This window comes from Nocardiopsis dassonvillei subsp. dassonvillei DSM 43111 (assembly GCF_000092985.1).
GTDB classification, from domain to species: domain Bacteria; phylum Actinomycetota; class Actinomycetes; order Streptosporangiales; family Streptosporangiaceae; genus Nocardiopsis; species Nocardiopsis dassonvillei.
On the sequence record NC_014210.1, the window covers coordinates 803,458 to 825,617 of the forward strand.

The following is a 22,160-nucleotide window of genomic DNA, read 5'->3' on the forward strand; positions in this document are numbered from 1 at the left end:
GGACATCGGTGACGTCCCCGCTCTCGGGGTGTCCCGCCCCAGTATGTCCGCCGCGGTGACGAGCGTCACCGGAACGCGCCGACCCGGCCGGTCCGCGACCGGCCGGGTCGGGTGGCGCAGCAGGGGCGCTCAGTTCACGCCGGGGGAGGGGGCGCCCACCGGTGCCCCCAGCAGCTCCGCCGCGCTCAGCCCGTTCACGTGCGCGGCGCCGTAGGTGCTCACGTGCGCGCCGCAGTCGGGCCGCCAGATGGGCAGCCCCATCTCCACCACCACGGCGTCGGGGTGGGAGCTGAGCAGGCGGTTGACGAGCGCCTGGGCGGAGGGGTAGCGGTGCGCGTCCCGCACCACCACGACCAGGTCGCGGTCCCGGGCGCTGGCGGCCAGCCGGTCGGCGTGCGCGACGTCGGGGGAGACCCGCTCGGTGCCCGGAAACCAGGGGGACAGGCCCCAGGGGACCTCGCCCACCGCCATGCCGGAGGGGGCGTCCACCTCCACCACGTAGGGGTCCGCCAGCGGCGGCAGGTCGCCGTCCACGCGCACCGCGCGGCGGGCCCCGACCAGGCCCACCCCGTCGGCCGCGGGCGCGTCCGAGCGCCGGGTCTGGGCCGCGCGGATCCAGGTCCGCAGCTCGGCGTTGCGCCCGGCGGCCTCCTCCAGGCGCTCCCCGGGCAGGCGGCCCTCCCGGACCGCGTCCACCAGCGCGGCGCGGATCAGCTCGACCTGGTCGGCGTAGACGAACCGGCCCAGGCACAGCAGGTCCACCCCGGCGGCCACCGCGCGCACGCAGGCCTCGGGGATGCCGATACGGCCGCTGACGCCCTGCATGTCCATGGCGTCGCTGACCACGGTGCCGGTGAAGCCCAGCTCGCCGCGGAGCAGGTCGTTGAGGATGCGCGGGGTGAGCGTGGCGGGGCCGTCGCCGCCCAGGCCGGGCATCTCGATGTGCGCGGTCAGGATCGACCGGACGCCCGCCTCCACGGCCGCGCGGAAGGGCAGCAGCTCGCGGCGGCGCAGGAGGTCGGCGTCGGCCTCCACGCGCGGCAGCACGTGGTGGGAGTCCTGGGAGGTGGCGCCGTGGCCGGGGAAGTGCTTGGCGCACGCGGCCACGCCCGCCTCCTGGAGGCCGAGCACGGCGGCCGCCGCGTGCCGGGCCACCAGTTCGGGGTCGGAGCCGAAGGAGCGGGTGCCGATCACCGGGTTGTCGTCGGCGACGTTGACGTCCACCGAGGGCGCCAGGTCCAGGTTGAAGCCCAGCTCGGCCAGGCGTCCGCCCAGGGAGCGCAGGGTGGCGCGGGTCAGGCCGGGGTCGTCCACGGCGCCCAGGGCCGCGTTGCCGGGGTAGTCGCTGCCCTGAGCCTGGCCGATGCGGGTGACGTCGCCGCCCTCCTCGTCCAGGGAGATCAGCGGGGTGTCGGTGACCCCGGCCAGGGTCGCGTTGAGCGCGGTCACCTGCTCGGGGCCGTCCAGGTTGTTGTGGAACAGACAGACACCGGAGATCCCGTCCGCCAGACCCTCCAGGACCCAGCGCGGGGCTTGGTAGGACTCGAAGGGCACCAGCAGCGTGGCGTTGGCCAGACGCGCCAGGGTCGGGTCGTACGGCATGACGAACTCCGTTCGGTGAGCGAAGGGGTGCCCGTGGTCGGGCAGACGAAGGGCGGGGAAACGGGGGGGAGGGCGCGCCCGGGGCGGGGCCCGCGGCGTCCGTCGCGGGACCCGCCCCGGCGGGAGGGACGCGGTCAGCCCTTGACCGCGCCCATGGTCAGGCCGGAGACCATGCGCCGCTGGACGAACAGGAAGAAGATCATCACGGGGATGGTCAGCAGGGTGGAGGCGGCCATGATCGGCCCCCACTCGGTGCCGAACCGGCCGAAGTAGTAGGACAGCGTCAGCGGCAGCGTGTAGTTGTCGGTGCTGCGGCCCAGGAACGTCAGCGCGACGATGAACTCGTTCCACGCGGTGATGAAGGCGAAGATGCTCGCCGCGACCAGGCCCGGCGCGACCAGGGGCATCAGGATGCGCCAGAAGACGGTCCAGGAGCTGGCGCCGTCGATGGCCGCGGCCTCCTCCAGCTCCTTGGGCACCGCGGCCACGAAGCCCCGCAGCATCATGATGGTGATCGGCAGGGACACGGCCGTGTACACGATGAGCAGGCCGGACAGGTTGCCGAGCAGCTCCACGCCGCTGACGTCGGACAGCTGCCGGAAGTTGATGAAGATGGAGATGATCATCGCCTCCATCGGCACCATCTGGATCACCAGCAGCAGGATGATGAAGGCGGTGCGCAGCCGGAAGCGGAACCGGGCCACGGCCACGGCGGCCAGCAGCGACAGGAACGCTCCCATGGCCACGGAGGCCACGGTGAGGAACAGGCTGTTGCCCAGGAACTGCCAGAAGTTCACCCCGGGGATCAGCTGGCCGTTGAGCACCCGGTCGAAGTGCTCCAGGGTCGGCGCCGTCGGGAAGATCGTCTGGTCGCGGGTGAAGATCTCGCCCACCGGCTTGAAGGCCGTGATGACCATCCAGTACACGGGGAACACCGAGAACAGGAACACCGCGAGGCCGGCCAGGTACAGCGGCAGGCGGCGCAGGCGGCGCAGCGGGCCGCGGCGGTAGACGGGCCGGGGGCCGCTCGGACCGCCCGTCCCGGCGCCCCCGGTGGCGCGCTCGCGGACGGCGGAGGCGGAGGTCTGGTCGATCGCGGTCATCGGGTCTCCCCCTGGCGGATCATGATGCGCAGGTAGTACGCGGTGACGGCGAGGATCATCACGGTCATGACCACCGCGATCGCCGAGCCCATGCCGTAGTTGGCCGGGCTGGCGCTGAAGCCCTGCTGGTAGATGTAGTACGAGAGCAGGTAGACGTCCTTGTTCTGGAAGCTGTTCGCCAGGATGTAGAGCTGGGTGAACACGCGCAGGTCCCAGATGATCTGGAGGACCAGCAGCAGGGCGAACAGCGGGCGCAGCATCGGGAACGTGACGTTCCAGAAGGCCTTCCAGCCGCCCGCGCCGTCCATCCTCGCGGCCTCGTACAGCTCGTAGGGGATGCTCTTGAGCCCGGCGAGCACGGAGACGGCCACGAAGGGGAAGGACTGCCAGACGATCACGGTGATGAGGATCGAGAACAGCGGGAGCGGTTCGAGGAACCAGTTGTACTGCAGCCATCCGCTGCCCACCAGCCAGTCCGGCATCCGGTCCAGGATGACGTTGACCAGGCCCCGCTCGGGCAGGAACAGCCAGCGGAAGACCAGGGAGGCGCTCAGCGCGGGGGTGGCCCAGGCGAGCATCATGCCCAGGGCCACGAACCCCGAGAACCACTTGGGGAGCTTGTTCAGCAGCAGCCCCACGAGAGTGCCCAGCACCATCGTGATGCCGACCATCAGCACGCAGACCACGACCGTGTTGCGCAGGATCCCCCAGAACTCGGGGTCGGTCAGCAGCGTCTGGTAGTGGGCGAAGTCGTTCCAGGCCGGGCCGGGCTGGTTCGGCAGGAGGTTGCGGGTGGTGAAGCTGGTGAGCGAGTACCACACCATCTGCACGATCGGCCACAGCAGCACGACCGCGAGGAGGATCAGGGCCGGTGCGATGAGCAGGTAAGGGGTGGGGAGCGCGAGGCGGCGGCGAGGTGCGGGCTCGGAGGCGGGGGCCTTCACGGCCTCCTCCCGCTCGCGCGCGGGCGCTGGTTCGACGGTTTGTGCCATGGTCTTCTCAATCGAGGCGTGGGCCGACCGCGGCGGGCGGGGCCGTTGGACCCCGCCCGCGCACAGCTCTACTCAGTCAGGCGGAAGGGGCTACTCGACCGGCTCGTTGAGGATCGAGGTCAGCTCCTCGTTGGCCGCCGCCAGGACCTCCTCGGCGTCGCCTCCCTGCACGATCTCCAGGACGGCGCCCGGCAGGATCTTGTTGTCCTGGTCGGCCGCGGTCCAGCGCGGGGTGGTCGGGAAGAACTGGGTGTGCTGCATCTGCTCGGCGGCAGCGGCGGTGGCGGGGTCCTCCTGGTACGTCTCGCTCTCCAGCAGGTGCGGGTAGGCCGGGAAGAAGCCCGCGACGTCGGCGTAGCCCTGGCCGCCCTCCTCGTCACCGAGGACGGTGAGCAGCTCGAAGGCCAGGTCCGGGTGCTCGGTGGTGGTGAACACCGTCAGGGCGGAACCGCCCGCGAAGGCCGGGGCGATGCCCTCGGCGCCGGGGATGGGCGCGGCGACGATGTTCTCGATGACCGCCGGGTCCTCGGCCTGCTCCTCCATGGAGCCGATCGCCCAGCCGCCGTCGATGTACATGCCCAGCTGGCTGTTGGCCATGTCGGCCAGCGCGATGAGCTCGTTCTGGCCGACGTAGTCCTGCGGCGAGATGCCGTCGGTGGTCAGGCTGGAGTAGAACTCGATCGCCTCGACGGTGGCGGGGTCGGTGAGGGTGCCCTCCCACTCCTCGCCGTTCTGCTCCGCGATCGAGCCGCCGTTGCTCCAGATGAAGCTGGCGATGCCGTTGGTGAAGTCGGTCGGCGCGGCGAAGCCGGGGACGTCGTACTCCTCCTCGATGGCCTCGGCCACCTCGACGAGCTCGTCCCAGGTCGTCGGCGGCTCGTGGCCGATCTCCTCCAGCCAGTCCGCGCGGTAGTACAGGGTGCGCACGCCCGAGAACCACGGGACGCCGTACTGGACGCCCTCGTAGGTGCCGTACTCCAGGGCGTTCTCGTCGATGCCCGCGGCGGCGTCCCAGCCGTCGACCTGCTCGGTGATGTCCATCAGGGCGCCCTGCGCGGCCCAGCCCGCGACCTGGTCGTTGCCGACCTCCAGCACGTCGGGGGCGTCACCGCCGGCGAGGGCGTTGGTGATGGCCTCCTGCGCGTCGGGCCAGGGGATGAACTCGACGTTGACGGCCACGTCCGGGTTGCTCTCCTGGAAGCGCGCCTCGACGTCCTCGAAGTACTCGACGAGGGGCTCCTGGGAGGTGCCCATGACCCAGACGGTCAGGCTGTCGGCCTCGCCGCCCCCGTCACCGGAGTCGGAGCCGCCGCACGCGGAGGCGAGCAGGACCACGGCCGTGGCCGCGGCGATCTTGGGGAACCTCATCTGTATCTCTTCTCCCTTCGCACGACGCGCCGGGGTGCGACGCCTGTGCTCGAACCGACCTGGGATGATCGTGGGAATCACCCCGCGGCTCGACGTCTTGTGGGGGTTGTGCTGGGATAGCACGTTGGCCGCCCCGCCGGAGCGGGTACCGGGAGGGCCCAGCGGGTATCGGAAGGGCCCGAAGCGGGCCTTACGAGGACGTGACCTCCTGTGAGGTTGTGAGCTAAATTAACAGGAAACTTTCCTAATAAAAACAGGGTGAGGTGTCACGGTTATGTCTCAACGTCCGGGGACTCCCCGGCTGCTACGCCAGCTCAACGACCGCGCGGCACTGGAACTGCTCCTGTCCGCGGGGCCCTTGACCAGGACGCAGCTGGGAACGCGTACCGGCCTTTCCAAGGTGACCGCCTCCCAGCTGCTCGCGCGGCTGGAGGAGCGGGACCTGGTGCGCGTCGTGGGCAGCCAGGCGGGTGGGCGGGGGCCCAACGCCGCGCTGTACGCGGTGGTGCCCGAGAGCGCCTACGTCGCGGCCCTGGACGTCAGCGCGCGCCGGGTGACCGCGACGATCGCCGACATCACGGGCCGGATCGTCAGCGACGTCGCGGTCGACCCCAGCGCCTCCGACGATCCCGTCGCGCTCGTCCACACCGCGGTGATGCGCCTGGCCGAGACCGCGGGGGTCGCGCTGGACAGGGTCCGCGCCTGCGTCATCGGCACCCCCGGCGTCGTCGATCCCCGCACCGGCGACATCCGCTTCTCCTTCGACCTGATGTCCTGGCACGAGGGCATCCTGGAGGCCCTGCGCGCCGACCTCAAGCGCTCGGTCATGATCGAGAACGACGTGAACCTGGCCGCCCTGGCCGAGCACTCCGAGGGCGCCGCCGCGGGGGTGGCCGAGTTCGTCCTCATCTGGCTCAGCGCCAACGGCGGCGTGGGGATGTCCACCATGATCGACGGCCGCATCCACCGGGGCCGCTCGGGCGGCGCGGGTGAGATCGGCTACCTGCCCGTGCCCGGGGCGCCCATGCCCACCGACGTGGGCCTGTCCGGCGGCTACGAGTCCCTGCGCGACGGCGCGAGCCGCGAGCTCCCCCACGGGTTCCAGGCGCTGGTCAAGGCGGGGCAGGTGGTCGAGCTGGCCGCCGGGTACGGCATCGAGGGCACCGACGTCACCGAGGTGGTCGGGGCGGCCTCCGCAGCGGAGACCCCGGAGGCGGACGCCTTCCTGAACGACTTCGCCGAGCGCCTGGCCCGCGGGGTGGCCGCCGTCGCGGTGATCCTGGACCCCGGCCTGGTGGTGCTCGGCGGGGACGTGGCCCGGGCGGGCGGTGTGAAGCTGGCCGAGCGGGTCCAGGCGGCCACCGCGCGCATCGCCCCGAACGCGACCGAGGTCGCGCTGGGGAGGGTGGAGGGCAGCCCGGTGGTGCGGGGCGCGCTGCTGCACGCCCTGGAAAGGGCGCGGGAGGACGTTTTCTCCTCGACGGTCTGAATCCGGCGGGCCCCGGCCCCATGGGAGCCCTCCCACGGCGGCGGGCGCGGGCTCTCGCCAGCGGACGTTCGTCTCCGGCGGACGCCTGTGTCCAGTGGTCCCTTGCCGACCGCTTCCGGTCGAGCCCTGCGGTCCCTGTCGGCCGCGCCCCGGTGTCCCCACCCGGCCGGGGCGCGGCCGCCCCGCTCCCGTGAGGGCGCCGGGTGCCCGGGCGCAGGTGCCCGGGACGGGAGCGGAGGGCTCAGGACGGCCGGACCAGCTCCCGGACCATCACCACGCGCGGCAGCACCCGGATGCCCGCCCGCTCCTCGGCCCGCCAGACCCCCTCCATGCCCGGGCCCCACTCCGCTCGGGGGAGCACGGAGAACCCGCGGTCCGCGTACCAGGGCCCGTTCCACGACAGGTCGCGGAAGGTGGTGAGGGTGAGACGGGTGTGACCGGCGGCAGCCGCCTCGGCGCACACCGCCTCCAGCAGGGCGCCGCCGATCCCGCGCCTGCCGTGGTCGGGGTGCACGGCCAGCTGCTCCAGGTGCGGGCGCCCGTCCACGGTCACCGTCGCGGCCAGGCCGACCACGGAGCCCTTCGCCGCGGGGTTCCCGTCCCGGCTTCCCACGGGGCCCTCGGCCGGAGCCGCGGCCGTGTCCCCAGCGGGTTCCTCGGCCACCAGGACCCGCTCCGCGTGCGCGAGCACCTCCCGCGGGTCGTCGGGGGGCAGCACCACCCCGGCGGCGGCGAACACGGTGTCCGCCGCCAGCGACACCTCCACCACGCGCGGTTCGTCCTCCGGCCGCATCGGTCGGATCCCCGGTCGCCCCACCGGCCCCCCTCGTGCTCGTGCTCTCTCCGGTGCGGACGCCATCCTGGCCGGTTCCGGCCGCCGCGGCCAGTCGTTTTCGCGTCCTGGCCCGGTGACCGGAGAGGGCCCGGGCCCGCCCGTGCGCGCTCGCGCGGGTGGGCCCCGCGTCGCCGCCGAGCCCGACCGTGCCCGGGGCGGGACCTCTCACCCCGGGCGGTGCGGGGTCAGTCCCGCCACTGCTCGGCGGGCGCCACACCGGGGAGGGGCCTGCCGATGAGGGCGAGGGGGGCGAAGAAGCAGACCTGGCCGATCGCCATGATGAGCGTGGCGAGCGCCCTGTCGTCGTAGTGGGCGGAAGCGGCGGCGTACAGGTCGTCGCCGACGCGTTCGCCGTGCGGGTTGGCGGTGAGGACGGCCTCCAGCAGCGCCAGCGCGATCCGCTCGGCGTCGGTGAAGCAGGGGGCGTCCCGCCAGGAGGCCACGGCGGTGATGCGCTCCTCCGACTCCCCGGCCCCGCGGAGGTTGCCGGAGTGCAGGACGGTCAGGTAGGTGTTCCCGAGGATCTGGCCGGCGCGCAGCTGCACCAGGCCCACGGTGGTCCGCGGGATCGAGCCATTCCCGGTGGCCGCGAACAGCGCCTTGCTGACCTCCCCCAGTTCGGGAACGAGCACGGCGGGGTTGGGCAGCCGGGACTGGGTCTTCTGCTGGCTGGCGGTGGTGCTCATGATGCGGTGTCCTTTCGGTTCTCCGGTCGTCACGTCGTCGTGATCACAGCCATGACGAACGGGCCGCCGAGAATGTGACCGGGCGGACGCGGTCACATTCTCGGCGGCGGAATCGTCAGTGTGACGGGACCCGAGAAGGCGACGTAGAGAGGCGATCATGGACGAGAGCGACTTCCTGGCCGAGCGGTTCGAGGAGCACCGCGTCCACCTCCGGGCGGTGGCCTACCGCATGCTCGGCTCCCTGGCCGAGGCCGACGACGCCGTCCAGGAGGCCTGGCTGCGGCTCGCCCGCTCCGACACCGACGGGATCGGCAACCTCGGCGGCTGGCTGACCACGGTCGTCGGCCGGGTCTGCCTGGATATGCTGCGCTCGCGCACGCAACGCGGCGAGACCCCCTTGGAGGCCCGTCTGCCGGACCCGATCGTGAGCGAACCGGCCACCGACCCCGAGCACGTGGCGCTGATGGCCGACTCGGTCGGGTTGGCCCTGCTGGTGGTCCTGGAATCGCTCAACCCGGCCGAACGGCTGGCCTTCGTCCTGCACGACATGTTCGGCCTGCCGTTCGAGGAGATCGCCCCGATCGTCGACCGCACCCCGGCCGCGGCCCGCAAACTCGCCAGCCGCGCCCGCGTCCGCGTCCGGGGGGCCGCCCCCGAACCCGACCCCGATCCGGTCGCCCAGCGCCGCGTCGTGGACGCCTTCCTCCGAGCCGCACGCGGCGGCGACTTCGACGCCCTGGTGGCCGTTCTCGATCCCGACGTCGTGCTGCGCATCGACGGCGGGAACGCGCTGCCCGGCGGTATGAGGGTCCTGCGGGGCCGGGAGGCGGTGGCCGGTCAGGCCGCCACCTTCCACCGCATGGCCACCCTCTCGACCAGCCGTCCCGCACTGGTCAACGGAAGGGCCGGTCTGGTCAACACCGTCGACGGCGCGCTCTTCTCGGTCATGGGGTTCACCGTCACGGACGGGAGGATCACCGCGATCGAGATCCTGTCCGACCCCGAACGCCTCGACGCCGTCGACCTCGCGGATCAGGGGAGCTGATCCGGCCCGCCCCGGCGCCGACGCGCCGGCGCCGGGAGCGGCGGGCGGGAGGCCGGGCCCCGGACGGGCCGTCCTCCCCGCCCTCGCCGGAGCGGGGCCCGGAGCCTCAGGGGCGCAGGCGCAGCCCCTTCGGGGTCACGTGGAACCCCGCCGCCGCCAGGGCTGCGTCCACCGGCGTCGCGAACACCTCAGCCCCGTCGGCGCGCTCCACCGTCAGCGCCCCCGCGCGTCCGTCCCGCACCGCCCCGGCCAGGGCGCGGGCCGCCCGCTCCAGCAGGGCGGGCGGCGAACCGAAGGTCAGCACCGAGCGGCCGCCCCGCCCCACGTACAGGGTCAGCCGACCCCCGTCGACGACCACCAGGGAGCCCGCCGACCGGCCCGGCCTGGCCTGGGCGTCCCCGGGCCAGGGCAGGTCCGTGCCGAACGGGTTCGCCGGGTCGGTCGCCGCCAGCACCACCGGTTCCGCCGCGCCGCCGGAAACCGCGCGCAGCCGGTCCACGGCGCCCGGCAGCGCGAACTGGGCGCCGCCCAGCCCGTCCACGAAGTAGCCGCGGCGCACCCGGCCCGACTCCTCCATCGTCCTCAGCACCCGGTACTCGTCCGGGGAGATCCGCCCGCCCTGGTAGCCGCGCACCAGCACGCCCCGGCGCTCCAGCCGAGCCTCCAACCGCGCCAGGACCCGCCTGGTGGGGTCGCCCTCCCGTTCGGGCAGGGCCCACCACCGACCCGCGGCCGCGGGCGGTCCCGACCGGGTGGGCAGCACCGGACGCGCCAGCCGCCCCGCACGCGAGGGCGCGCGGCGCGGGGCGGCCCCCGAGCCCAGCACCGCGCGCAGCGGGGCCAGGGTGTCGTTGGTGACACAGCCCGACCACACCAGCTCCCACAGCGCCGCGACCAGCTCCGCGTCCGTCACGGCCGAGCCCCCCGACGCGCCCGCCACACGGTCGGCGACGTCGCGGAAGAACAGCGCCCCGCCCCCGCGCAGCGCCTCCAGCACCGCGTGGGCCGTGGAACCCTCCCTCGGCGGCACCGGTTCGGGCAGCAGCAGGGCCGCCTCGTCGGCCGGGGCCAGGCACACCCACCCGTCCTGCCCGGGCAGCGCGCCCGCACCGGCCCACACGACCTCGCCCGCCTGTGTCAGCTCGTCCAACCGCCGGGGCGCGTAGTCCTCCACACGGGAGGGCAGCACGAGGGTCTCCAGCGCCGACGCCGCCACCGTCGCGCCGCGCAGCGACTCCACGGCCTCGAACACCGCGTCCGGTCCGCGCCACCGCTCACCCGCGACGGCGCGCTGCCACAGCGGCGCGAACGCGGCCAGGGCGGTCTGCGCGACCGGCTCCACCTCGCTGCGCAGCCTCGCCACCGACCCGCGCCGCAGCCGCCGCAGCACGTCGGCGTCGCACCACTCGGTGCCCGTCCCGCCGGGCCGGAACCCGCCCTGGTGGACGCGCCCCAGCCGGGACAGCTCCCGCAGCACGCCCTCCACCACGTCCGCGCCGAGCCCCAGCCGCGCCGCCGCCTCCCCGGCGGAGAACGGCCCGTGCGTGCGCGCGTAGCGCGAGACCAGGTCGCGGGTCGGCGCCTCCACCGGCTCCAGGAGGGCCCCGGCGACACCGGCGGGCGGCCGCGCGCCCAGCGCGTCGCGCAGCCGCGCCGCGTCCTCCACCGCGCACCAGCGCTCGGCGCCCGCCACGGCCATCCGCACCACCCGGCCCGCGGACTCCAGCTCCTCCAGCCACTCCCGCCGGGCTCCCCGGGCCCCGGCCTCCTCCGTGGTCAGCGGCCCCACCTCGCGCAGCAGGTCGGCCGCGCCCTCGGAGTCCCGGGCGCCCGAGCCGGGGGCGGTCCGCTGCAGCAGCGCGCCGACCTCCTCCACCACGCGCGTGTCGAGCAGCTCCCGCAGGTCCGCCTCGCCCAACAGGTCGGCCAGCAGCGAGGCGTCCAGGGTCAGCGCCTGCGCGCGCAGCTCGGCCGCGGGGGCGTCCCCCTCGTACAGGAACGCCGCCGTGTACTCCATCATCAGCGAGCGCGCGAACGGCGACGCCGCCTCGGTGCGCGCCTCCACCACCCGTGTCCGACGGGACCGGATGCCCTCCAGCGCCTCCACCAGGGCCGGCACGTCGAACACGTCCCGCAGGCACTCGCGCACCGCCTCCAGCACGATCGGGAACGACCCGTAGCGGCCCGCCACCGACAACAGGTTGGAGGCCCGCAGCCGCTGCTGCCACAGCGGCATCCGCCGGTCCGGCCGCTGGCGGGGCAGCAGCAGGGCCCGCGCCGCGCACTCGCGGAACCGCGCGGCGAACAGCGCCGACCCGGGCAGCTCCCCGGTGACCGCCTCCTCCACCTCCTCGGGGTCCAGCGCCACCAGGTCGGCCAGCTCGCCCGGCCGGTCCCAGCCCCCGGCGTCCGGCAGCCGCAGCACGATCCCGTCGTCGCCGTGCACGACCTGCGCGTCCGCGCCGAACCGGTCCCGCAGCCGCCGCGCCAGGGCCATCGCCCACGGCGCGTGCACCCGCGCGCCCAGCGGGGAGTGCACGACCGCGCGCCAGTCCCCGACCTGGTCGCGGAAGCGCTCGACGACCACGGTCCGGTCGTCGGGCACGTGCCCGGTGGCCTCCCGCTGCTCGGAGACGTACTCCACCAGGTTGCGCGCGGCCCACGCGTCCAGTCCGGCCCCCTCGGCCAGGGCCAGCGCCCGCGCCGGTTCCGCCGCGGCCAGCTCCCGGGTCAGCGCGCCCACCGCCCGGCCCAGCTCCGCGGGCCTGCCCTGCGCGTCGGCCTTCCAGAACGGCATCCGGCCCGGCCGCCCCGGCGCGGGGGAGACCAGCACCCGGTCGGCGGTGATCGCCTCGATCCGCCACGAGGTGGACCCCAGCACGAACACGTCGCCCACCCGCGACTCGTAGACCATCTCCTCGTCCAGCTCGCCGACCCGGGTGGGGGCCCGTCCCGGCGCGGGGTCCCCGTCCCGCCCGGTCAGGTGCACCCCGTACACGCCCCGGTCGGGGATGGTGCCGCCGCTGACCACCGCCAGCCGCTGCGCGCCCGGGCGCGCCCGGAGCACGTCCGCCTCCCGGTCCCACACCAGGCGGGGGCGCAGCTCGGCGAACTCGTCCGAGGGGTAGCGGCCGGAGAGCATGTCCAGGACCGACTCCAGCACCGTGTCGGCCAGGTCGGCGAAGGGCGCGGCCCGCCGGACCAGGGCGGCCAGTTCGGACACCGGCCAGTCGTCCATGGCGGCCATCGCCACGACCTGCTGTGACAGCACGTCCAGGGGGTTGCGCGGCATCTCCAGGCGCTCGATGGCGCCCGCGCGCATCTGCCCGACCACCACGGCCGTCGCCAGCAGGTCGCCCCGGAACCGGGGGAGGAACACCCCGCGCGAGGTCTCGCCCACCTGGTGCCCCGCCCGGCCGACCCGTTGCAGGCCGCTGGCCACCGACGGCGGCGAGGCCACCTGCACCACCAGGTCGACCGCGCCCATGTCCACGCCCAGCTCCAGGCTGGAGGTGGCCACCACGCAGCGCAGCCTCCCCTGCTTCAGCTCGTCCTCGATCAGGGCCCGCTCGGCCTTGGACATCGAGCCGTGGTGGGCGCGGGCGACCACCGGCGGGCCGCCGCGGCTGTGCCCGGACTGGGCGATGACCTGGGCGGGTACCTCCTCCGGAGGCAGACGCCCGCCGTGCCGCTCGGCGTGCAGGTCGTTGACGCGGGCGCACAGCTTTTCCGCGGTGCGGCGTCCGTTGGTGAACACGATGGTGGAGCGGTGGGCCTCCACCAGGTCCAGGACCCGCCGCTCCACGTGCGGCCACAGGGACCCGCCGCCCGCGTCCCGGGCGTCCCCGCCGCCCTCCGCGCCGCCGGAGGGCCGGGTCGGCTCCGGGACGCCGGGCTCCTCCATGTCGGGGACGGGCACCACCACGCGCAGGTCCATGCCGGGGGAGCCGGGCGGGGCCACGACGTCCGCGCCGCCCAGGAACCGCGCCACCAGGTCGGGCGGGCGCACGGTCGCCGACAGGCCGATCCGCTGCGCCGGGCGGTCCAGCAGGGCGTCCAGCCGCTCCAGGCTCAGCGCCAGGTGCGCGCCGCGCTTGCTCCCCGCGAGCGCGTGCACCTCGTCGACGATGACCGTCTCCACCCCGGCCAGCCCCTCCCTGGCCCGCGAGGTGAGCACCAGGAACAGCGACTCGGGCGTGGTGATGAGCACGTCCGGCGGCCGGGTGGCGAGCCTGCGCCGCTCGGCGGCGGGGGTGTCGCCGGTGCGCACCCCCACGGTGACCGGGGACACCGCGTGCCCCCCGGCCTCGGCGGCGGCCGCGATCCCGGCCAGGGGGACGCGCAGGTTGCGCTCCACGTCGGCCGCGAGGGCCTTGAGCGGGGACACGTACAGCACCCGGCAGCGGCGGGCGCGGTCCTCGGGGACGGGGGCCGAGGACAGCCGGTCCAGCGACCACAGGAAGGCCGACAGGGTCTTGCCCGAGCCGGTCGGGGCCACCACCAGGGTGTTCCTCCCGCGCTGGACCGACTCCCAGGCGCCGGTCTGGGCGGGGGTGGGGCCCGCGGGAAAGGCCCGGTCGAACCAGGCCCTGGTGGCGGGTCCGAAGCGTTCGAGGGGGCGGGGCGCACGGCTCATGCCGCCAGTCTGCCCGCGGGCGGCGACAAAGGGGAGGGGGCGCGGCGGACGCCGCGATCACCGATACTGGGCCCGATGAGACTCACGGTTTTCTGGCACAACATGCACGAGCAGTTCGGCGAGGCCTACGCGCAGAGCGTGGCCCGCGACCACGTCCTGGAGGGGCTCGGGTCCCGCACGGTCGAGCAGGCGCTCGCCGACGGGGTGGCGGCCAAGGAGGTGTGGCGCGCCGTGTGCGACGCCTTCGACCTGCCCGCCTCCAGACGCTGATCCGGCGACGGACCTCCCGCGAGGTCGCATCCGTTTCGTACGCCACATCGAACACAGGTTCGGGTAGGGTGGGTTATCCACAGGCGGACGTGGGACGTCGCGATTGTCGTAGCGACCGCGTAGCGTCGTGCTCACCATGAAGAAAAAGGCATCCACCCAACAACAGGGGTATCCCGTGGCATCTGGAGACCGAGACAAGGCTCTCGAAACAGCGCTCGCCCAGATCGAGCGGCAGTTCGGCAAGGGCTCCATCATGCGCCTGGGCGACGACGACCGGCCGCCGGTGGAGTCGATCCCCACCGGGGCGATCGCGCTCGACGTGGCGCTCGGCATCGGAGGCCTGCCCCGGGGCCGCGTCGTGGAGATCTACGGCCCCGAGTCCAGCGGTAAGACCACCGTCGCCCTGCACGCGGTGGCCAGCGCCCAGCGGATGGGCGGCATCGCGGCCTTCGTCGACGCCGAGCACGCGCTCGACCCCGAGTACGCCAAGAAGATCGGCGTCAACACCGACGACCTGCTGCTCTCGCAGCCGGACACCGGTGAGCAGGCGCTGGAGATCGTCGACATGCTCATCCGCTCCGGAGCGGTCTCCATCATCGTCATCGACTCCGTGGCGGCCCTGGTGCCCCGCGCCGAGATCGAGGGCGAGATGGGCGACAGCCACGTCGGACTCCAGGCCCGCCTGATGTCCCAGGCGCTGCGCAAGATCGCCGGTGCGCTCCACCAGACCAACACCACCGCGATCTTCATCAACCAGCTGCGCGAGAAGGTCGGCGTCATGTTCGGCTCGCCCGAGACGACGACCGGCGGCAAGGCGCTCAAGTTCTACGCCTCGGTGCGCCTGGACGTGCGCCGCATCGAGACGCTCAAGGACGGCACCGACGCGGTCGGCAACCGCACCCGCGTCAAGGTCGTCAAGAACAAGGTCGCGCCGCCCTTCAAGCAGGCCGAGTTCGACATCCTCTACGGGGTGGGCGTCTCGCGCGAGGGCAGCCTCATCGACCTGGGCGTGGAGCACGGCATCGTCCGCAAGTCGGGCGCCTGGTACACCTACGAGGGCACCCAGCTGGGCCAGGGCAAGGAGAACGCGCGCAACTTCCTGCGCGAGAACGCCGACATGGCCAACGAGGTCGAGAAGAAGATCAAGGAGAAGCTGGGCGTGCCCGTCAAGGGCGACGACAGCGCCTCCGGCCCGGCCGCCGAACCGGCCAAGGCCGCCGCTGAGGCGGCTGCGGACCCGGCCGCCGCGGCCAAGGCACCCGCCAAGCGCGCCGCGGCCAGGACCCCCAAGGCGCCCGCGGCTGATGCGTGAGGGGAGCCGGTCCCCGGACCGGCACCACCCCGAGGACGACGGCCCCTCCCCGGGCGGGGCGGCCCCGCCCGGGAAGGACCCCGAGGCCGAGGCCCGCGCCCTGGTCCTGCGGATGCTCACCCACTCCCCGCGCACCCGCGCCCAGCTGGAGCGGGCGCTGCACCGTCGGGAGTACGAGGAGGAGGTCGTCACCTCGGTCCTGGACACGTTCGGCGAGGCCGGACTGATCGACGACGCCGCCTTCTCCCAGGCCTGGGTGTCCTCCCGCCACCACGGCAGACGGCTCTCCCGCCGCGCCCTGGCCCAGGAGCTGCGCACCCGCGGCGTGGAGGAGGACACCGTCCGGGAGGCCGTCGGCGAACTCAGCGACCAGGACGAGGAGGAGGCCGCCCGCGACCTGGCGCGCCGCCGCCTGGCCGCCACCCGGGGCAGGGACGAGGAGACGCGGATCCGCCGCGCCCTGGGCTTCCTGGCCCGCAAGGGCTACTCCGCGGGCCTGTCCTACCGGGTGGTCCGCGAGGAACTCGAACGCGAGGGCGTGGAGGCCGAACTCCACGCCCCCGACCCCGACTTCTGAACCGTCGCCGCCGACAGCGGTCGGGCCGGTGGTGCCCTCCGCCGGGACCGCCCGCCCCGTCCGCTCCGTTTCCGGAGGGTCAGTCGCCGGCGGCAGTCGGACCGGCGGCGGCCTCCGCGGGACTCGGGGGCCCGCCGTCCTGCCCGGCGTCCCGCGCGAGCGCGTCGGCGGTGTCCTCCGCGCTCGGGGCGTCCCCGGTGTCACCGGACTCCCCGGCGGCCTCCGCACCGGGCGCCCGGGAGCCCTCCGCGGCCGGTTCCGCGCCGTCCCCGACGGCCCCGGTCTCCGGCGGAGCGGTCACCAGCTCCAGCGGCGCCACGTCGGCCTCGAACCCGAACACCCGCGCGTAGAAGGCCAGCTCCGTCTCCAGGGAGCGGATCCGCGCCTCCTGCCCGGTGAACCCGTGTCCCTCGCCCTCGAACTCCACCAGCGCGTACGGCGCCCCGCGCCGCCCCAGCGCCGTCGCCATCGCCGTGGCCTGGTCCGGGGTCACGACCCTGTCCTCCAGGCCCTGCACCAGCAGCACCGGCACGTCGATCTCCCCGGCGCGGTTGACCGGGGAGCGCTCCCGGTACCGCTCCACGAACCCCGGCAGCGTCCCCACCAGGGAGTCCAGGAACCGCGACTCGAAGTCGTGCGTGGTCTGGCTGAACCCCAGCAGGTCGGTGACCCCGAAGAGGGAGACCCCGCACGCGAACGTGTCCCCGGTCAGCGCCATCAGCGCCGTGTACCCGCCCGCGCTCGGACCGCGGATCGCCAACCTGCGGGGATCGGCCACCCCCTGTTCCACCAGGGCCCGGGCCGCGGCCACGCAGTCCTCCACGTCCACCACGCCCCACTCCTTGTGCAGGCGCTTGCGGTACGAGCGCCCGTACCCCGTGGAGCCGCCGTAGTTGACGTCCACCACACCGATCCCCCGGCTGGTGAAGTAGGCCTTGGCCAGGTCGAACTCCAGCGTGCTGACCGACACGGGGCCGCCGTGCGCCCACACCACGTACGGCGCGGGGCCGTTCGCGGGCGCGTCCGGATGGGTCGGCGGGTACACGTTCGCGTACACCGGCGCACCGTAGCGGCCCGGCAGCGTCTCCTGGCGTGGGACGGGCAGGTAGGCGGTGTCCGGCAGCTCCTCGGCGGCCCGGCGCAGCACCTCCACACCACCCGAGACCGGATCCAGTCGCACCAGGCACGGCGGCTCGGTCGGCGAGGAGGCCACCGCCACCACGGTGCGCCCGTCGGTGTCCAGCATCGACCACGTGGTCAGGCCGGTCGCCACCGGCGTCAGGTCCAGGGTGTCGGGGTCGTACACGCTCGGGGTCAGGTCGGCGTGCCCGTGCAATGCCACCACCCGGCCCGAGTCCAGCACGCAGAACGACCGGTTGCCCAGACGGCCGGGGGAGGCGTGGAACTCCTCCTCGGCCGGGTACAGCGCCAGCGCCTGCCCGGTCATCCCCGCCTGGTACAGGTTCCACCAGCCCGGCCAGTCCGAGGCCACGTACAGCGTCGCGTCGTCGGCCCAGGTCGGGGAGACCACCGACTCGTCCACACCGCCCTTGAGGGTGTACTCGCCGGTCAGCCCGGTCTCTCCCAGGGCGCCCACCCTCAGTTCGCTGCCGTCCCAGGGCATCCTGGGGTGGTTCCACCGCACGTAGGCCAGGTGGGCGCCGTCCGGCGACGGGGTGGGGGAGGCGTAGAAGTCCGCCCCCGAGACCAGCTCGCGCACCGCGGAGGGGTCCTGCGCGCCCCGGCCCGACAGCGGCACCGACACGATCGAGCGGCGGACCGCCCCCTCCTCGTGCCTCTCGCGCACGCACAGCACGGCACGCCCGTCCGCGCTCAGCGCGGGGTCGGCGTAGCGTGAGGCGCCGTCGTCGGGGGTGAGCGGCACCGGCTCCGAGGAGCCGCGTTCCAGCAGGTAAAGGCGCTGGTCGGAGGACTGGGAGAACACCACGCCCATGCGGGTGATGGCCTTGTCGTCGCGGCGGGGCACCGGCAGGTAGGCGCGCCCGCCGTACTCGTGCACCCGGGTCCCCGCGCTCCAGGGCGCTGGCAGCAGGTCGGTCACCGTTCCGTCGGCGTCGCGCCGCATGAGGGTGGTCCGCCCCTCCTCGGGGCGCCCCTCCTCCCACCAGACCTCCGCACCCGCGACGGACGGGAACGCCATCCGCCGCACTCCTCGGGCGACGTCACCGGCGCTGATGGGCGATGGCCAGGAGCCGTGGCGGCTCGACAGTTCAGACATGTCCGCTCAGGATGGGTCGTGGGTTCGATGCGATGACATGTCGACCTTAGCCCTCGTTCGCCCGCTTGTGCAGTCCCGAAGGACCCTCCGCGCGGCGTCCCCGGAACCGCCCCGCGCGGGGCCGCGACGACGACGGCCCCGTACGCGCCGAGGGGCGCGCACGGGGCCGTACCGGCCGTGGGGACGGAGGGGTCAGTCCTTCCGGTCCGCCCTGCCGTCCGGGTCGTCGCCGTCGCCGGACTTCGCCGGGCGGGACCCGTCCAGCGCGTCGGGCAGCGGCTCCTGCACGGTGGGCTCCACCGCCACGGACCCGGCGGGGCCCTCGGCCTTGGCGCTGCCGTCTCCGGTGCCGCCCCCGGGCGCGGCCACGGGCTGGGCCGGGATGTCCCCGCCGCCGGTGGGCTTGGCCGAGGGCCGACCGCGGCGGGCGTTGCGCCGCTCCAGCCAGATCGCGACCCGGCTCAGCGAGAGGTTGATGGCGATGTAGATGGCCGCGCAGATGATCGCGGCCGGGATCACGTTGCCCTCGCGCGTGGCCAGCAGGGTGAAGCTGCGCAGCATCTCGGGGAAGGCGATGATGTAGCCCAGTGCGGAGTCCTTGAGCAGGACCACGAGCTGCGCCACGATCGCGGGCATCATCGCGGTGATCGCCTGCGGGATGAGGATCAGCCGCATGTTCTGGCCCCGGGTCATCCCGATGGCCTGCGCGGCCTCGGACTGGCCCTTGGGCACCGCGAGGACGCCCGCGCGGAAGACCTCCGCCAGCACGGAGCCGTTGTACAGGGTCAGACCCGTGACGACGGCGGCCAGCGCCGAGACCTGGAAGGTGCCCGCGGGGATGTCGAACATCTGGTAGGCCACGATGGGCAGCGCCATCGTGAAGAAGATCAGCATCAGCAGCGGGATGCCGCGGAAGAACTCCACGACGGCCCCGGCCGGAACGCGGATCCACCACTTGTCGGACAGGCGGCCGATGCCGAACACCAGGCCGAAGAGGATGGCCAGGACCGAGGCGGTCAGCGCCGCGGTCAGCGTGTTCTGCAGGCCCGGGACGACGTAGTCGGTCCAGGTGGCGGGCTGCAGGAACGGCGCCCACTTGTCCGAGGCCCACTCGCCCGCGGGGTTGACCGCCCAGGTCGCCGGGTCGCCCAGCGGCCCCCAGGTGAGCGGGTTGAACAGCGAGAACCCGGTGTCGCGCAGGGTGCCGTTGAACCCCAGATACAGGACGGCCAGGCCGATCAGGGCCAGGAACACCGTGACGACCGTGTAGAGGGCGTTGCGCCTGCGGGCCTTGGGGCCGGGCGCGTCGAAGAGGACGGAGCTCTGCGCGCTCATCGGACCACCGCCACGCGCTTGGAGAGCCAGCCGAAGAAGTAGCCGGTCGGCAGGGTCAGGATCAGGAAGCCGATCGCGAAGCCGACGAAGGTCGGCAGGACCGGGGCGATGCCCTGGTCGAACATGAGCTTCATCTCCCTGGACGCCTCCTGAACGCCCAGCCCCGCGACGGAGGCGACGGTCGTGTTCTTGATCAGCGCGATGAGCACGCTGCCCAGCGGGCCGACGACGGTGCGCAGCGCCTGCGGGATGACGATCATCCGCAGGTTCTGGGTGAAGGTCAGGCCCAGCGAGCGGGCCGCCTCCACCTGGCCGAGGGGGATCGTGTTGATCCCCGCGCGCAGCGACTCCGAGACGAAGCAGGCGGTGTAGCCGGACAGGCCGATGACGGCCCACCAGAACACGTCCCACGCGACGCTGTCGGCCAGGGCGATCCCCAGGGCGCTGTTCAGGCCCAGGCCGCAGAAGAGCAGGACCAGGGTCAGGGGCGTGCTGCGGATGCCCTCGACGTAGGCGGTGGCCAGACCGCGCAGGAGCGGAACGGGGGAGACCCGCATGGCCGTGAGCAGGACGCCCAGGACGAAGGAGAAGAGGGCGCTGAGGAGGGTGAGCCGGACGGTCCATGAGAAACCGTCGACAACCCTGTCGATATTGCTGAGAAAGGCTTCCATGGGTCCCAGCTGGTCAAGGGCCGGGCGGCGGGGCCGGGGTCGGCCCCGCCGCGGGGCGCACGGTCGGGGAAGGGGTGCCTACTGGCAGGCGTCGACCTCGGGAGCGGTCTCCTCGTAGGCGAAGTCGGTCTCACCGAAGGCGGTCTCCAGGGCCTCGACCGCGTAGCCCTCGTCCCACATCTTCTGGATGGCGGCGTTGACCTCCTCGCACCGCTCCGTGGAGCCGGCGGGCAGGCCCACGCCGTAGCGCTCCTCGCCGAAGGGGTTGTTGACCACGCGGTAGGTGCCCGGGTCCTGCGCGGCGAAGCCCGCGAGGATGGTGTTGTCGGTGGTCACCGCGTCGACGGTGCCGTTGCCCAGCAGGGACAGGCACTCGGAGTAGTTGCCCGCCTCGCGCAGCTCGGCGTCGATGCCCATGTCGTCGACGATGTTGTTGGCCGAGCGGGAGCCGGAGGCCGAGCACAGGACCTTGCCCGCCAGGTCCTCGGGGCCCTGGATGTCCTCGTTGTCGGCCTGGACCAGGATGTCCTGCTGGGCGACGTAGTACGGCCCGGCGAAGTCGACGACCTGGCGGCGCTCGTCGGTGATCGAGTAGGTGGCGATCACCATGTCGACGGTGCCCTGCTGGAGGAAGGACTCGCGGTTGGCGGAGGCGGCCTCGGTCCACTCGATCTGCTCGGGCTCGTAGCCGAGCTCGCCGGCGATGTAGGTGGCCACGTCCACGTCGAAGCCGACGGGGGCGTCGCCGTCCAGCAGGCCCAGGCCGGGCTGGTCGTACTTGACGCCGATGGTGATGGTGTCGCCGCCACCCTCGCCGCCGCCGCCCTCGCCGCCGCTGCCGCCGCCGACGTCGGCGGTGCCACAGGCGCTGAGGGCGAAGGCCAGGGCCGCGGTGCCGCCCAGGATGGTGCTGATGCGACGGACTCGCATGTGGGGTACCTCTTCCTTGCTTCGTGCGAAGAACGCGGGGAAACCTAGTGGGTCAGGATCTTGGACAGGAAGTCCTGGGCGCGCTCGGACCGGGGGTTGGTGAAGAACTCGTCGGGGGTGTTCTCCTCCACGATCTGTCCGTCGGCCATGAAGACGACCCGGTTGGCCGCGCGGCGCGCGAAGCCCATCTCGTGGGTGACCACGACCATCGTCATGCCCTCGGAGGCGAGGTCGGTCATGACGTCGAGGACCTCCTGGACCATCTCCGGGTCCAGTGCCGAGGTCGGCTCGTCGAAGAGGATCACCTTGGGGTTCATCGCCAGGGCGCGGGCGATCGCCACGCGCTGCTGCTGACCCCCGGAGAGCTGCGCCGGGTACTTGTTGGCCTGGTTGCCGATCCGGACGCGCTCCAGCAGTTCCATGCCCCGGGCGTCGGCCTCGGCCTTGTTCATGCGCAGGACCTTGGTGGGGCCCAGTGTCACGTTCTGGAGCACGGTCTTGTGGGCGAACAGGTTGAACGACTGGAAGACCATGCCCACGTCGCTGCGGAGCCGGGCCAGGCCGCGGCCCTCCGCGGGCAGCGGCTGTCCGTCCAGCGTGATGGTGCCGGCGTCGATCGTCTCCAGGCGGTTGATCGTGCGGCACAGCGTCGACTTGCCGGAACCGGACGGCCCGATGACGACTACCACCTCGCCGGAGTTAACCGTCAGATCGATGTCGCGGAGCACGTGCAGGTCGCCGAAGTGCTTGTTGACGTTCTCCAGCACGACGAGAGGAGTTGAGGTCATGTTCGGAACCTAATGGGTCCATGTTGCCGTGTCATCACGAAATCGCCGTCCGTCTGCGGAGTAGCAGACTTGTTACGGCGTGATCGGCGAAACTGTTATGGGTTTGGACGGTTAAGTGACCGTTTGTCGCTCCCTGTTGTGGTTCCGTTCTCCAGCGTCTCACATCGGCCACTTCCGGACGCGCTCCGCCTCCCCGTCCGTCGCGGGGCCCCGGGGAAGCTCCAGGTGGGGGCGTCGGGCCCCTCCCGCGGTCTCCGCGCGGTCCACGGCACCGGATAGCCT

17 protein-coding genes are annotated in these 22,160 nt (G+C 73.4%); 5 read left to right on the plus strand and 12 right to left on the minus strand.

Annotated elements, in window-relative coordinates; all coding sequences use genetic code 11:
- Positions 1-129: 129 nt before the first annotated feature.
- The 4 genes from NDAS_RS03265 to NDAS_RS03280 form a co-directional block, all read right to left on the minus strand.
- Positions 130-1,602, minus strand: coding sequence for a glycoside hydrolase family 3 protein (locus NDAS_RS03265; RefSeq protein ID WP_013151708.1), 1,473 nt, complete (start codon positions 1,600-1,602; stop codon positions 130-132).
- A gap of 134 nt (positions 1,603-1,736) precedes the next feature.
- The gene (locus NDAS_RS03270; protein WP_013151709.1) at positions 1,737-2,705 is read right to left on the minus strand and encodes a carbohydrate ABC transporter permease; all 969 of its coding nucleotides are present in this window, start codon (positions 2,703-2,705) and stop codon (positions 1,737-1,739) included.
- Complete coding sequence (locus NDAS_RS03275) at positions 2,702-3,697, minus strand: carbohydrate ABC transporter permease (protein ID WP_013151710.1); 996 nt, start codon at positions 3,695-3,697, stop codon at positions 2,702-2,704. Before NDAS_RS03275 ends, NDAS_RS03270 begins: the two co-directional genes overlap by 4 nt.
- 90 nt (positions 3,698-3,787) lie before the next feature.
- Positions 3,788-5,065: an extracellular solute-binding protein gene (locus tag NDAS_RS03280; RefSeq protein ID WP_013151711.1), complete on the minus strand. Its 1,278-nt coding sequence runs from the start codon at positions 5,063-5,065 to the stop codon at positions 3,788-3,790.
- 274 nt (positions 5,066-5,339) lie between these two features.
- On the opposite strand from NDAS_RS03280, the gene NDAS_RS03285 reads away from it, so the two are divergent.
- On the plus strand, positions 5,340-6,554 hold the full coding sequence (locus NDAS_RS03285; protein WP_013151712.1) for an ROK family transcriptional regulator: 1,215 nt from the start codon (positions 5,340-5,342) through the stop codon (positions 6,552-6,554).
- 241 nt (positions 6,555-6,795) lie between these two features.
- Here NDAS_RS03285 and NDAS_RS03290 read toward each other — a convergent pair whose 3' ends face one another.
- Together NDAS_RS03290 and NDAS_RS03295 are read right to left on the minus strand one after the other, a co-directional pair.
- The gene (locus NDAS_RS03290) at positions 6,796-7,347 is read right to left on the minus strand and encodes a GNAT family N-acetyltransferase (protein WP_013151713.1); all 552 of its coding nucleotides are present in this window, start codon (positions 7,345-7,347) and stop codon (positions 6,796-6,798) included.
- Between the two features lie 227 nt (positions 7,348-7,574).
- Entirely contained in the window at positions 7,575-8,075 is a 501-nt protein-coding gene (locus NDAS_RS03295; protein WP_013151714.1) for a carboxymuconolactone decarboxylase family protein, read from the minus strand.
- Between the two features lie 157 nt (positions 8,076-8,232).
- Between NDAS_RS03295 and sigJ the strand changes: the two genes are divergently transcribed.
- Positions 8,233-9,120 carry an RNA polymerase sigma factor SigJ gene (gene sigJ / locus NDAS_RS03300; protein ID WP_013151715.1) on the plus strand — a complete coding sequence of 296 codons (888 nt, stop codon included), beginning with the start codon at positions 8,233-8,235 and terminating at the stop codon, positions 9,118-9,120.
- A gap of 106 nt (positions 9,121-9,226) precedes the next feature.
- On the opposite strand, the gene NDAS_RS03305 is transcribed toward sigJ, so the two are convergent.
- A complete protein-coding gene (locus NDAS_RS03305; RefSeq protein ID WP_013151716.1) occupies positions 9,227-13,756 on the minus strand; it encodes an ATP-dependent helicase in 4,530 nt (1,509 codons plus the stop codon).
- A gap of 75 nt (positions 13,757-13,831) precedes the next feature.
- Here NDAS_RS03305 and NDAS_RS27765 point away from each other — a divergent pair, with 75 nt between their 5' ends.
- The 3 genes from NDAS_RS27765 (at position 13,832) to recX (ending at position 15,915) form a co-directional block, all read left to right on the plus strand.
- Entirely contained in the window at positions 13,832-14,026 is a 195-nt protein-coding gene (locus tag NDAS_RS27765; RefSeq protein ID WP_013151717.1) for a DUF3046 domain-containing protein, read from the plus strand.
- Positions 14,027-14,201: 175 nt separating this feature from the next.
- Positions 14,202-15,338 (plus strand): recombinase RecA, encoded by a 1,137-nt coding sequence (recA, locus tag NDAS_RS03310; RefSeq protein WP_013151718.1) that lies wholly within the window; start codon positions 14,202-14,204, stop codon positions 15,336-15,338.
- Positions 15,331-15,915 (plus strand): recombination regulator RecX, encoded by a 585-nt coding sequence (gene recX, locus NDAS_RS03315; RefSeq protein ID WP_013151719.1) that lies wholly within the window; start codon positions 15,331-15,333, stop codon positions 15,913-15,915. Before recA ends, recX begins: the two co-directional genes overlap by 8 nt.
- Positions 15,916-15,994: 79 nt before the next feature.
- On the opposite strand, the gene NDAS_RS03320 is transcribed toward recX, so the two are convergent.
- The 5 genes from NDAS_RS03320 to NDAS_RS03340 all read right to left on the minus strand — a co-directional run bounded on the left by NDAS_RS03320 (position 15,995) and on the right by NDAS_RS03340 (position 21,878).
- Positions 15,995-18,154 carry a S9 family peptidase gene (locus NDAS_RS03320; protein ID WP_013151720.1) on the minus strand — a complete coding sequence of 720 codons (2,160 nt, stop codon included), beginning with the start codon at positions 18,152-18,154 and terminating at the stop codon, positions 15,995-15,997.
- A 192-nt stretch (positions 18,155-18,346) separates the two neighbouring features.
- Positions 18,347-19,489, minus strand: a complete 1,143-nt coding sequence (locus NDAS_RS03325) for an amino acid ABC transporter permease (protein ID WP_013151721.1) — start codon at positions 19,487-19,489, stop codon at positions 18,347-18,349.
- The gene (locus NDAS_RS03330) at positions 19,486-20,160 is read right to left on the minus strand and encodes an amino acid ABC transporter permease (protein WP_013151722.1); all 675 of its coding nucleotides are present in this window, start codon (positions 20,158-20,160) and stop codon (positions 19,486-19,488) included. Before NDAS_RS03330 ends, NDAS_RS03325 begins: the two co-directional genes overlap by 4 nt.
- Positions 20,161-20,238: 78 nt before the next feature.
- Positions 20,239-21,090, minus strand: a complete 852-nt coding sequence (locus tag NDAS_RS03335; RefSeq protein ID WP_013151723.1) for a glutamate ABC transporter substrate-binding protein — start codon at positions 21,088-21,090, stop codon at positions 20,239-20,241.
- Positions 21,091-21,134: 44 nt separating this feature from the next.
- Positions 21,135-21,878 (minus strand): amino acid ABC transporter ATP-binding protein, encoded by a 744-nt coding sequence (locus NDAS_RS03340; RefSeq protein ID WP_013151724.1) that lies wholly within the window; start codon positions 21,876-21,878, stop codon positions 21,135-21,137.
- Between the last annotated feature and the right edge of the window lie 282 nt (positions 21,879-22,160).

Excerpts from the sequence above, each read along its gene's own strand:
- NDAS_RS03265 (WP_013151708.1), bottom strand. The coding sequence starts at position 1,602 with ATGCCGTACGACCCGACCCTGGCGCGTCTGGCCAACGCCACGCTGCTG.
- NDAS_RS03270 (WP_013151709.1), bottom strand. The coding sequence starts at position 2,705 with ATGACCGCGATCGACCAGACCTCCGCCTCCGCCGTCCGCGAGCGCGCC.
- NDAS_RS03275 (WP_013151710.1), bottom strand. The coding sequence starts at position 3,697 with ATGGCACAAACCGTCGAACCAGCGCCCGCGCGCGAGCGGGAGGAGGCC.
- NDAS_RS03280 (WP_013151711.1), bottom strand. The coding sequence starts at position 5,065 with ATGAGGTTCCCCAAGATCGCCGCGGCCACGGCCGTGGTCCTGCTCGCC.
- NDAS_RS03285 (WP_013151712.1), top strand. The coding sequence starts at position 5,340 with ATGTCTCAACGTCCGGGGACTCCCCGGCTGCTACGCCAGCTCAACGAC.
- NDAS_RS03290 (WP_013151713.1), bottom strand. The coding sequence starts at position 7,347 with ATGCGGCCGGAGGACGAACCGCGCGTGGTGGAGGTGTCGCTGGCGGCG.
- NDAS_RS03295 (WP_013151714.1), bottom strand. The coding sequence starts at position 8,075 with ATGAGCACCACCGCCAGCCAGCAGAAGACCCAGTCCCGGCTGCCCAAC.
- sigJ (WP_013151715.1), top strand. The coding sequence starts at position 8,233 with ATGGACGAGAGCGACTTCCTGGCCGAGCGGTTCGAGGAGCACCGCGTC.
- NDAS_RS03305 (WP_013151716.1), bottom strand. The coding sequence starts at position 13,756 with ATGAGCCGTGCGCCCCGCCCCCTCGAACGCTTCGGACCCGCCACCAGG.
- NDAS_RS27765 (WP_013151717.1), top strand. The coding sequence starts at position 13,832 with ATGAGACTCACGGTTTTCTGGCACAACATGCACGAGCAGTTCGGCGAG.
- recX (WP_013151719.1), top strand. The coding sequence starts at position 15,331 with ATGCGTGAGGGGAGCCGGTCCCCGGACCGGCACCACCCCGAGGACGAC.
- NDAS_RS03320 (WP_013151720.1), bottom strand. The coding sequence starts at position 18,154 with ATGTCTGAACTGTCGAGCCGCCACGGCTCCTGGCCATCGCCCATCAGC.
- NDAS_RS03325 (WP_013151721.1), bottom strand. The coding sequence starts at position 19,489 with ATGAGCGCGCAGAGCTCCGTCCTCTTCGACGCGCCCGGCCCCAAGGCC.
- NDAS_RS03330 (WP_013151722.1), bottom strand. The coding sequence starts at position 20,160 with ATGGAAGCCTTTCTCAGCAATATCGACAGGGTTGTCGACGGTTTCTCA.
- NDAS_RS03335 (WP_013151723.1), bottom strand. The coding sequence starts at position 21,090 with ATGCGAGTCCGTCGCATCAGCACCATCCTGGGCGGCACCGCGGCCCTG.
- NDAS_RS03340 (WP_013151724.1), bottom strand. The coding sequence starts at position 21,878 with ATGACCTCAACTCCTCTCGTCGTGCTGGAGAACGTCAACAAGCACTTC.